This window comes from Methylorubrum zatmanii (genome assembly GCF_014845115.1).
GTDB lineage: Bacteria > Pseudomonadota > Alphaproteobacteria > Rhizobiales > Beijerinckiaceae > Methylobacterium > Methylobacterium zatmanii.
Window position 1 is genome coordinate 1 of the sequence record NZ_NKUI01000070.1, and the last position, 9,373, is coordinate 9,373.

Genomic DNA, 9,373 nt, shown 5'->3' on the forward strand with positions numbered 1-9,373 from the left:
TCGACGAACTGGTAGGCCCAGGGGCTCTTGATGACGTAGGGGCTGTCGCGGACGCTCAGGGGATCGCTCTCCAGGCCGGCCTGCGCGGTCGCGTCGTATCCGGCGCGGCGGGGGCACGAGCGGCATGGGGCCGGACGCTAGGGAAAGGCCCTCGACAGGTAAAGGCCGGCCGGACCATCGGCTGGGGAGCGGGGCGCGGGTGTTGCGCCGGTGCCCCGCCCGACCGGAGCGATGTCCCGATCCGATCGGAGCCGGGGTGCTCTGCGCGCCATAGCTTGTGCGCAAGTTATCGAATGCGCGCCTTGGTGCCCGTGAAAGATTCCAGAAAAATTCGGGTGTCAAAAGCCGTCTATTGAGGTGGTCGTTCTTCTCACCGGCGATCAGGCGTAGCGAAAAGATTCTTTCCGTCTTGCCTGCGCTGCGTCGGGGGCGGCCGGGGATGTCTTGTGGGTATGTGCCGGCGGCTCCACAGCCGGGCCGGAGCGAAAGGGTCAGCCGTGGAGCCTCAGCCGGAGACGGGCGCGCAGCGTCGCCATCTCATCATCGCCGGATCGGGCCGGGCGGGCACCACCTTCCTGGTCCAGGTGCTCACCGCCTGCGGGCTGGAAACCGAGTTGTCGCGCAATCCCCGCGCCGGATACGACGCGACCGCGCAGGCCGGCCTGGAGAGCGATCCCCTGAGCGTCCGCGACAGCCCCTACGTCATCAAGAGCCCCTGGGCCTACCAGTTCGTCGATCAGTTCCTGGCCGATGACGGCGTGCGGCTCGACGGGGCGATCCTGCCGGTCCGCGACCTGCGCGAGGCGGTGACCAGCCGCATTGCCCTCGAACTCGGCAGCCTCTACGCGCGGCCGGGCACCGCCTCGCTGGAGGCGCCCTGGCGGGAATTCGGAACGGTGCCGGGCGGGGTCACCTATTCCCTGGAACCGCTCGATCAGGCCCGCATCCTCGGCCACGCCTTCCACACCCTGGTGGAGCGCCTGCTCGATCACGACGTGCCGCTCTGCCTCATCAAGTTTCCCCGCTTCGCGCAGGATCCCGACTACCTGTACGGCAAGCTGCGTCCGTTCCTGCCACTTGGCCTCGACCGGGCGGGATTCGGCCGGGCGCTGGCCGGCGTGGCGGATGCGGAGAAGATTCGGGTCAGCCGCGAGCTGGGGCGGCAGAAGAGGCCGGACGCCTTGCCCTCCCTGGAGGAGGTCGAGCGCATCGCCCTCAAGCGGCAGGTCGCGGTGCTGCGTCAGAGGCTGGAGCGGGTCGAGCGGCTGTCGCGGCCGTTCCGCCTCGGCGGTCGGGCCTGGGCCAAGGGCGCGCAGGCCCTGCACGAAACCGCCTTCAGAATGCGGCGGGCGCTCAGGGGTGGGATCAACCCGAGCGAGACGAAAGCGCCGGCGATCAGATCAGACGCGTGAGGATCAGCGCCGCCATGACGGCCGGGGCGGCGGCGACCGCCATGGCCCAAGGCCAGACCGGGGCCATGCGGGAGCGGCGGTTGTCGTTGGCGGCCCGGGGTGCCGTGCGTGGGCGGACCACGTAATGCGACAGCCGAATGGTCGCCTGCTCGCGGGGCGGGCGGAAGGAGGGGGCGATCGGGCGGCGACAGATCGGCATGGCAAACGACAACAAGCGAGCCCGGCGATCCGTTCCTCTTCCCCGCCCGGTTCGCGGGGGCGATTTTGCGTCACCCCTTCGGGCCGGCGTCATCCCTTGCGGGACCGCTCACCACAGCGAAAATTCCGTGGCGAAATCCGTGCTCCGCAGCGGGCAGGCCGGGGCGGCGCAGGGTTCGGCCGGCACGGTCGAGAGCACCCCGTCCGCTCCCGCCTCGAAGCGCAGGCGCACCGGCGGATCGTCCTCCTTCGCGTAGGTGAGGCGGACCTCGAAGCGCACCGCATCGAACGCCTTGCGATCGGCATAGACGATCACGTCGCGGGAGACGGATTCGCCCGGATTGAGGTCGGAGGGCTCGCTCGGCAGATCCGTCGCGCCGGAGAACAGCACGCCCTGGCGCAGGATCGGCGGGCCGGCGCTCTCCCGGACGTAGTCGCGCGCGGCATCGACGCTCGCGCTGCCGGACAACGAAGCGCGGAAGGCGGCCTCCCGCGCCGCCGCTCCCTTCCCCTCGTCCGTGTCCGGCTCGATGAAGCGGGCCCGGATGCCGATCACGGTGTAGGTGAGCCCGAGCACGCGCACCCCCGCCTGGCCGACATTGGTGCGCGTCACCGTCGAGCGGATCGCCACCCGGTCGCCGCGCTCGCCGACCCGGACGAGATCGGTCTTCACCGAGACGGAGGGCGGGGCGAGGCCCGGCTTGATCCGCGCCTCGTAGACGAAGGTGTAGACGCCCCAGGCCCCGGCCCCGAGGATGGCCAGGGTCTGGACCAGGGTGTTGACGCCCTCCAGGCCGAGGCGGCGCCGGGCGTCTCGCGGTCTGTCTCGGGTCCCGGAGGCGGCCATGCGGTGGATTCTCCTTACAAGCGCGCTTTGCCGAAGCGGATCCGGTCCGGTGACGCGCGCGCCTCGCAACAAGGGCTCGGCGCCGGGCCCGCTCCCGAGGCGAAGGGGCGCGGCGCCAGCGGTGCCGGGGCAAACGCGAAACGCCCTTCCCCCGGCCGGGATTTTTTGGGAAGGGGTCATGTCATGACCGAGCCCTTTCCCATCCTGCTCATCGGCTCCGGCGGGCGCGAGCACGCCCTGGCCTGGACCATCGCCCGCTCGCCGCTCTGCGCGAAGCTGTTCGTCGCGCCCGGCAATCCCGGCACGGCGCGGCACGGCGAGAACCGGTCGGATCTCCCGGTCTCCGACCATGCCGCCGTGGTCGCCTTCTGCAAGGCCGAGGGCATCGGGCTGGTGGTGGTGGGGCCGGAGGCGCCGCTGGTGGCGGGCCTCGTCGACGACCTGACCGCGGCCGGCATCCCCGCCTTCGGGCCGACCAAGGCGGCGGCCCAGCTCGAAGGCTCGAAGGGCTTCACCAAGGAGCTGTGCGCCGAGCACGGCATCCCCACCGCCGCCTTCGCCCGCTTCACCGCGCTCGCACCGGCGCTGGCCTATCTGCGCGCGGGGGCTGCGCCGATCGTGGTCAAGGCCGACGGGCTCGCCGCCGGCAAGGGCGTGACGGTGGCCGAGACCCTCGACGAGGCCGAGGCCGCCGTCCGGGCGATCCTCGATGGCAGCGAGGGCGGCGCCCTCGTGATCGAGGAATGCCTGTTCGGCGAGGAGGCGAGCTTCTTCGCTCTCTGCGACGGCACCCGCGCCATCCCGATCGGCACGGCGCAGGACCACAAGCGCGTCCATGACGGCGATCGCGGCCCCAATACCGGCGGCATGGGCGCCTATTCACCGGCCTCCATCGTCACCCCGGAGATCGCGGCGGAGGTGATGGCGCGGATCATCGAGCCGACCCTGGCCGGCATGGCCGCGCGGAAGACGCCGTTCTCCGGCATCCTCTATGCCGGGCTGATGCTGACGGACGAGGGGCCCAAGCTGATCGAGTACAACACCCGCTTCGGCGACCCGGAAGCGCAGGTGCTGATGCCGCGCCTGTCCGGCGATCTCGTGCCGGCGCTGCTGGCGGCGGCCCGGGGCGACCTGTCCGGGATCGATATCGGCTTCGATGCCTCCCGCGCGGCCCTCACGGTGGTGATGGCGGCCCAGGGCTATCCCGGCGCGGTCACCCGCGGCACGGAGATTCGCGGCGCCGAGGCGGTCCAGGACGAGGGGATCGTGGTGTTCCAGGCCGGCACCCGCCGGGAGGGCGAGCGCCTGCTCGCCGATGGCGGCCGGGTGCTCGCGGTCACGGCTTTGGGCGCCAGCGTGCGGGAGGCGCAGGAGCGCGCCTATGCGGCGGTGGCGCGGATCGACTGGCCGGAGGGCTTCTACCGCCGCGACATCGGCGGCCGCGAGGTCGCCCGCGAGGCGGGCGACGCGCGGACCTGATGCCCGATTTCCTCGACCTCGCCTTCGCCGCCGCCCGTGAGGCGGCCGCTTCCGGCGAGGTTCCGGTCGGCGCGGTGGTGGTCCGCGACGGCGTGGTGCTGGGCGTGGCCGGCAACCGGCCCCGCGCCCTGTCCGACCCCACGGCCCATGCCGAGATCCTGGCGATCCGGGCGGCCTGCACGGCCCTCCAGGACGAGCGCCTGACGGGCTGCGACCTCTACGTGACGCTGGAGCCCTGCCCGATGTGCGCGGGCGCGATCTCGTTCGCCCGCATCCGCCGGCTCTACTATGCGGCCTCCGACCCAAAGGGCGGCGGTGTCGAGCACGGCCCCCGGGTGTTCAACCAGCCGACCTGCCACCACGCGCCGGAGGTCTATTCGGGGTTTCGCGCGGGCGAGGCGGCGGGATTGCTTCGGGAGTTTTTCGCGGGTCGGCGCGGGCGGGACGGCACGCCCTGAAACGGGCTCGGCCAGAACCGCCCCCATCGTCACGCGTTCGGAGATCGTCCCACCACGCCGCACGGAGCCCCGCCCATGGTCCCGACCTACCAGCGCGCCCTGATCGTCGGCGCCGGCCCCGGTCTGAGCGCTTCGCTGGCGCGCCTGTTCGCGGCCGAGGGGCTGAAGGTCGGGCTCGCCGCGCGCCATGTCGAAAAGCTCGCCGGGCTCGCCGAGGAGACCGGCGCGGTGGTCCATGCCTGCGACGCCACCGATCCCGGCGCGGTCGAGGCCCTGTTTCCCCGCCTCGAACCGGCCCTGGGCGGATCGCCCGACATCGTGGTCTACAATGCCAGCGGCCGGCTGCGCGGGGCCACCGTCGCGCTCGATCCCGAGGCGGTGGCCCAGGCGCTCATGGTCTCGGCCTATGGCGGCTTCCTCGTGGCCCAGGCCGCCGCGCGCCGCATGCTGCCGCACCGCCACGGAGCGATCCTGTTCACCGGGGCCTCGGCGAGCGTGAAGGGGTTCGCGCAATCCGCCCCCTTCGCCATGGGCAAGTTCGCCCTGCGCGGCCTCGCCCAGAGCCTCGCCCGCGAGTGGCAGCCGCAGGGCATCCATGTCGCCCATGTGGTGATCGACGGCGCCATCCGCTCCGCTTCCCGGCCCGACCCGGAGGGGCAGTCCGACGCCACCCTCGATCCCGACGCCATCGCCAAGAGTTACCTCGCCCTGTTGCGCCAGGACCGCAGCGCCTGGACCGACGAGATCGCCCTGCGGCCCTGGGTGGAGCGGTTCTGACCTCTCCTCCCAAATCCGGTCGATCCCTTCGGGATGGCGGATGTCGTCCTCGCTCAAGCGCCGCGCGGGCTGGCCGATCCGGTTTCCGCTTGAAGCGAGCGGAGACCGCAATCACGCCGCGAGGAAGTCCTGCAGGGCGCGCAGCGTCGCCTCCGGGGCCTCCTCGGCCATGAAATGGCCGGAGGCGATCGACGCGCCCTCCGCCTTCGGCGCGAAGGTCCGCCGCCACGCCGCCAGCGCGGTCTCGGGCTTGTCCCTGTCGAGATAGGCCTCGCTCGCCAGCACGAGCACCGGCATCGGAAGGGTGCGGCCCGCGGCGAGGTCGTCGCGGTCGGCAGCCCGGTCCGGCCCCTCGGCGCCGCCCGCCCGGTAATCCTCGCACATCGCGTGGATGCGCTCGGGGACGGCCCAGGCCTGACGGTAGAGGGTGAGCGCCCGCGGGTCGAAGGCGGACAGGTCGTGCGCGGCGCTCCAGTCGCGCAGCAGCCCCTCGAAATAGCCGTCCGGGTCGCGGCGGATGACCTCCTCCGGTTCCGGCGCCGGGCGCGCCAGGAACGGCCAGTGCGGATTGGCGCCCGGCTTCGCCGCGATCCGCTCCCACTGCACGTCGGTCGGCACGATGTCGAGGAGCGCCAGACGCGCGATCCGCTCCGGCGCGTCGAGGGCGAGCCGGTAGCCGACCCGCCCGCCGCGGTCATGGCCGGCCAGGGCGAAGCGGACATGGCCGAGCCGCTCCATCACCGCGACGATCTCGGCCCCGAGCCGCCGCTTGGCATAGGCATTCTCGCCGTCCCGTGAGGCAGGTGCCGCCGACCAGCCATAGCCCTTCAGGTCGAGGGCGATCACCCGATGCGTCGCGGCCAGGGCCGGGGCCAGCCGGTGCCACATGGCGTGGCTCTGGGGAAAGCCGTGCAGGAGAAGCAGCGGCGGCGCCTCCGGCGCGCCCCCGGCCCGGCCGAACCAGCGGCCCGCCGGCCCCTCGATCCAGAGCGGCTCGAACCCCGGAAACAGATCGTCGCCTTCCGCCATCGGTCCGTTCTCCAGCCTTGCCAAGATGCCTGCCAAGATTCTTGCCAAGATATGCCGGCAACAACGGCCCGCCGCCGGGATGGCTCCGAACAGGGCTTTGGGGAAGCGCTGCGAGGCCGGTGAAGCCGCTCCGGAGAGGCAAGAAGGTTTGCCTGATTTGGCAGCAGTCCCGTGCCCATCTCGGAACAGAGCTTTTGAGCGATTGCTCTTGGCTGTGCTGCTCGAGCGGTAAGTGCCCATGATGTGCCTACATCATGGGCAAGACGAATTCTTTACACTTCGCGCGGATGGTCGGTCGAGTCTGCGGTGTTGCCATGCTCCTGAACGATCTTGAAGAATTGACGCGAATCGCCTTCGACTGGCTTTGGGAGACCGATGCCGAGGATTGCTATCGCTATCTCTCGGCGGGTGCCGAGCGGTTCCTGGGCCGCCCGCCCGAGAACATGATCGGCCTTCCACGCGCGTCCTTCGCCTGGCAGGAGGATGCTGCGGCCCTGGCCGCCTACCGGGAGGCGCTCGCCGCCCGCACGGGCTTTCGCGAACTCATCTTCGTCTACCGGCATCCCGACGGCACGCCGCGCTGGTTCGAGATCAGCGGCAGCCCGCATGTCTCGCCGGAGGGGACCTTTCTCGGCTACCGGGGCGTCGGCAGCGATGTCAGCGAACGGCACCGGACCCGTTGCGCCCTGGTCGAGGCGCATGCCCAGCTCAGCGAGCAGAACCGGCGCTTCGACGCGGCCCTGGAGAACATGAGCCAGGGCCTGTGCATGTTCGACGCGGAGCACCGCCTGCTGGTGTGGAACCGGCGCTACCTGGAGATCTTCGACTTGCCCGGGGAGATGCTCCGGGTCGGCATGAGCCAGCGCGCGATCATCGAGGCGCTGGTGACGCTCAAGCGTTACAAGCCCGGCGCGACGGTCGATTCGGTGAGCGAGGGCACGCGCACCTCGCTCCTCGGCGACGGGCTGAAATCCGTGCTGCGCGAATTGGCGGATGGGCGCGTCATCGCCGCGACCCACCGGCCCATGGCCGGCGGCGGCTGGGTGGCGACCTTCGAGGACGTCACCGAGCGGCGGCGCAACGAGGCGCGCATCATCCACATGGCCCGGCATGACGGGCTCACCGATCTGCCCAACCGCACCTCCCTGCGCGAGATCGGCAGCGAATGGATCGAGGCGCTGCGGGCGAGCGAGGGAGGGCGTCTCGCCGTACTCTGCCTCGACCTCGACCGCTTCAAGCCGGTCAACGACAGCTTCGGCCACGCGGTGGGCGATGTCCTGCTGCGGGCGGTGGCCGAGCGGCTGCGGGCGCATTTGCGCGGGCGGGACGTCGTGGCCCGGCTCGGCGGCGACGAGTTCGCGGTGCTCTCCCGCGTCGAGGATGCGGCCGGCGCCGTGGCGCTCGCCGAGCGCCTGATCGACGTGGTCGGCGCGCCCTACCGGTTCGACGGGATCACCGCCGAGATCGGCATGAGCGTCGGCATCGCCCTCGCCGCATCCGAGGAGGGCCATGGCGGGCGGGACATCGAGCGCCTGCTCAAGGAGGCCGATCTCGCGCTCTACGAGGCGAAGGCCGAGGGGCGCGGCACCTTCCGCCTGTTCGAGCCGCAGATGGACGAGACCGTGCGGGAACGGCTCCATCTCGAGCGCGAACTGCGCGAGGCGCTTCAGGCCGACCGTTTCGAGCTGCATTACCAGCCGCTCGTGGACCTCTCCGACAACCGCATCACCGGCATGGAAGCGCTGGTGCGCTGGCGTCATCCCGAGCGTGGTCTGGTGAGCCCGGCCCTGTTCATCCCCCTGGCCGAGGAGACCGGGCTGATCGTGCCGCTGGGCGAATGGGTGCTGCGGCAGGCCTGCCGTGACGCCGCCGGCTGGCCGGACGGGATCAGCGTCGCCGTCAACGTCTCGCCGATTCAGCTGCGCCATCGCGGCTTCGCCCAGAGCGTGCTCGCGGCGCTGGCCACCAGCGGTCTCGTCGCCACGCGGCTGGAACTGGAAATCACCGAGAGCGTGCTCCTCGACGATACCGAGGCGAACCTGGAGACGCTCCACACCCTGCGCAAGCTCGGCGTGCGGATCTCGATGGACGATTTCGGCACCGGCTATTCCTCGATCAGCTATCTGCGCCGCTTCCCCTTCGACAAGATCAAGATCGACCGCTCCTTCGTGCGCGACTGCGCCGCGCAATCCGAGGCCGGCGCGATCATCCGCGCCATCGTCAGCCTGGGGGCGAGCCTCGGCATCACCACCCTGGTCGAGGGAGTCGAGACCGAGCCGCAACTCGCCACCGTCCGGGCGGAGGGCGCGCAGGAGGTGCAGGGCTATCTGTTCAGCCCGCCCCGGCCGGCTGCCGAGATCGCCGCCCTGCTCGAAGCCGGCACGTGCCCCGGCGGGGACGGCGACCGGACGATGGCCGCCTGAGCCCGATCCCCGCCCGTCCGGGGTGGGCCGTTCTCGGAACAGGCGGCTGGAGGCCGTCGTTGCTCTTCTGAGGATCCGCTGCGCGGGACGCTGGCGCCGCTGCGAGGCCCCGCGCCCAGGGCGGACCCGTCGTGATGAAGAGGCCGGGACACCGCCCTCCCATGCTGCCGAAAACCTGACCCCGGCCCATTGTTTTCGGCACCATCGGCGGAACGATTCGGGGAGCTTGGCAATTTTCCAAGCCAAGACAGGCTTTCGAGACATCGTCCGAAACGGACATCAGGAGGATACCATGATCGGTTGGGCCGTTACCTTTCTCGTCGTCGCCCTGATCGCCGCGCTGCTCGGCTTCGGCGGCATCGCCGGCACCGCCATGGAGGCGGCCAAGATCGTGTTCTTCGTCGCCATCGCGCTGTTCCTGATCTCGGCGGTGATGGGCGCGGTGCGCGGGCGCTCCCCGCGGCTGTAACGGCGCAGCGTCGCAGGACGCGACAGACGAGGCGGCCCTGGCGGGCCGCCTTTTCCTTTTGTGCGCCCGATTGGTCTGATAAGGGGCGCGGATGACCGACATTCCAGATTCCCCCCCGGCCGCGCCCGCGGACCAGCCCGCCGCGCCCGAGGGCGAGCGCATCGCCAAGGCCATCGCCCGCGCCGGCATCGCCTCCCGCCGCGACGCCGAGGCCCTGATCGAGGCCGGCCGCGTCACCCTCAACGGCCAGGTGCTCACCTCGCCGGCCATCAACGTCACCG

At 71.3% G+C, this 9,373-nt stretch carries 10 protein-coding genes; 7 read left to right on the plus strand and 3 right to left on the minus strand.

The genetic code is table 11. From position 1 onward, the window contains the following. Nucleotides 1-497: 497 nt before the first annotated feature. Nucleotides 498-1,412 (plus strand): hypothetical protein, encoded by a 915-nt coding sequence (locus MZTS_RS09685; protein ID WP_009866570.1) that lies wholly within the window; start codon nt 498-500, stop codon nt 1,410-1,412. Here the strand turns inward: MZTS_RS09685 and MZTS_RS09690 are convergent. Next, a complete protein-coding gene (locus MZTS_RS09690; protein WP_246482068.1) occupies nt 1,396-1,626 on the minus strand; it encodes a hypothetical protein in 231 nt (76 codons plus the stop codon). The two genes, MZTS_RS09685 and MZTS_RS09690, sit on opposite strands and share 17 nt — an antisense overlap. A gap of 93 nt (nt 1,627-1,719) precedes the next feature. Next, nucleotides 1,720-2,457, minus strand: a complete 738-nt coding sequence (locus MZTS_RS09695) for a hypothetical protein (protein ID WP_009866572.1) — start codon at nt 2,455-2,457, stop codon at nt 1,720-1,722. A gap of 183 nt (nt 2,458-2,640) precedes the next feature. Here MZTS_RS09695 and purD point away from each other — a divergent pair, with 183 nt between their 5' ends. The 3 genes from purD (at nt 2,641) to MZTS_RS09710 (ending at nt 5,171) form a co-directional block, all read left to right on the plus strand. Further along, on the plus strand, nt 2,641-3,936 hold the full coding sequence (gene purD / locus MZTS_RS09700; protein ID WP_192283559.1) for a phosphoribosylamine--glycine ligase: 1,296 nt from the start codon (nt 2,641-2,643) through the stop codon (nt 3,934-3,936). After that, nucleotides 3,936-4,394, plus strand: coding sequence for a nucleoside deaminase (locus tag MZTS_RS09705; protein WP_009865237.1), 459 nt, complete (start codon nt 3,936-3,938; stop codon nt 4,392-4,394). The genes purD and MZTS_RS09705 overlap by 1 nt, the downstream gene beginning before the upstream one ends. Nucleotides 4,395-4,469: 75 nt before the next feature. Next, nucleotides 4,470-5,171: an SDR family NAD(P)-dependent oxidoreductase gene (locus MZTS_RS09710; protein ID WP_192283561.1), complete on the plus strand. Its 702-nt coding sequence runs from the start codon at nt 4,470-4,472 to the stop codon at nt 5,169-5,171. Between the two features lie 111 nt (nt 5,172-5,282). On the opposite strand, the gene MZTS_RS09715 is transcribed toward MZTS_RS09710, so the two are convergent. Beyond that, the gene (locus MZTS_RS09715; RefSeq protein WP_192283563.1) at nt 5,283-6,200 is read right to left on the minus strand and encodes an alpha/beta fold hydrolase; all 918 of its coding nucleotides are present in this window, start codon (nt 6,198-6,200) and stop codon (nt 5,283-5,285) included. A gap of 314 nt (nt 6,201-6,514) precedes the next feature. Here MZTS_RS09715 and MZTS_RS09720 point away from each other — a divergent pair, with 314 nt between their 5' ends. The 3 genes from MZTS_RS09720 to MZTS_RS09730 form a co-directional block, all read left to right on the plus strand. Further along, nucleotides 6,515-8,623, plus strand: coding sequence for an EAL domain-containing protein (locus MZTS_RS09720; RefSeq protein ID WP_192283565.1), 2,109 nt, complete (start codon nt 6,515-6,517; stop codon nt 8,621-8,623). 292 nt (nt 8,624-8,915) lie between these two features. Further along, nucleotides 8,916-9,092: a DUF1328 domain-containing protein gene (locus MZTS_RS09725; RefSeq protein WP_012456035.1), complete on the plus strand. Its 177-nt coding sequence runs from the start codon at nt 8,916-8,918 to the stop codon at nt 9,090-9,092. 91 nt (nt 9,093-9,183) lie between these two features. Then, nucleotides 9,184-9,373 (plus strand): S4 domain-containing protein (locus MZTS_RS09730; protein ID WP_281397027.1); only part of this gene is annotated, 190 nt, incomplete at its 3' end.

Coding starts and splice junctions, on each gene's coding strand:
- MZTS_RS09710 (WP_192283561.1), top strand. CDS start 4,470: ATGGTCCCGACCTACCAGCGCGCCCTGATCGTCGGCGCCGGCCCCGGT.
- MZTS_RS09715 (WP_192283563.1), bottom strand. CDS start 6,200: ATGGCGGAAGGCGACGATCTGTTTCCGGGGTTCGAGCCGCTCTGGATC.
- MZTS_RS09705 (WP_009865237.1), top strand. CDS start 3,936: ATGCCCGATTTCCTCGACCTCGCCTTCGCCGCCGCCCGTGAGGCGGCC.
- MZTS_RS09725 (WP_012456035.1), top strand. CDS start 8,916: ATGATCGGTTGGGCCGTTACCTTTCTCGTCGTCGCCCTGATCGCCGCG.
- MZTS_RS09720 (WP_192283565.1), top strand. CDS start 6,515: ATGCTCCTGAACGATCTTGAAGAATTGACGCGAATCGCCTTCGACTGG.
- MZTS_RS09695 (WP_009866572.1), bottom strand. CDS start 2,457: ATGGCCGCCTCCGGGACCCGAGACAGACCGCGAGACGCCCGGCGCCGC.
- purD (WP_192283559.1), top strand. CDS start 2,641: ATGACCGAGCCCTTTCCCATCCTGCTCATCGGCTCCGGCGGGCGCGAG.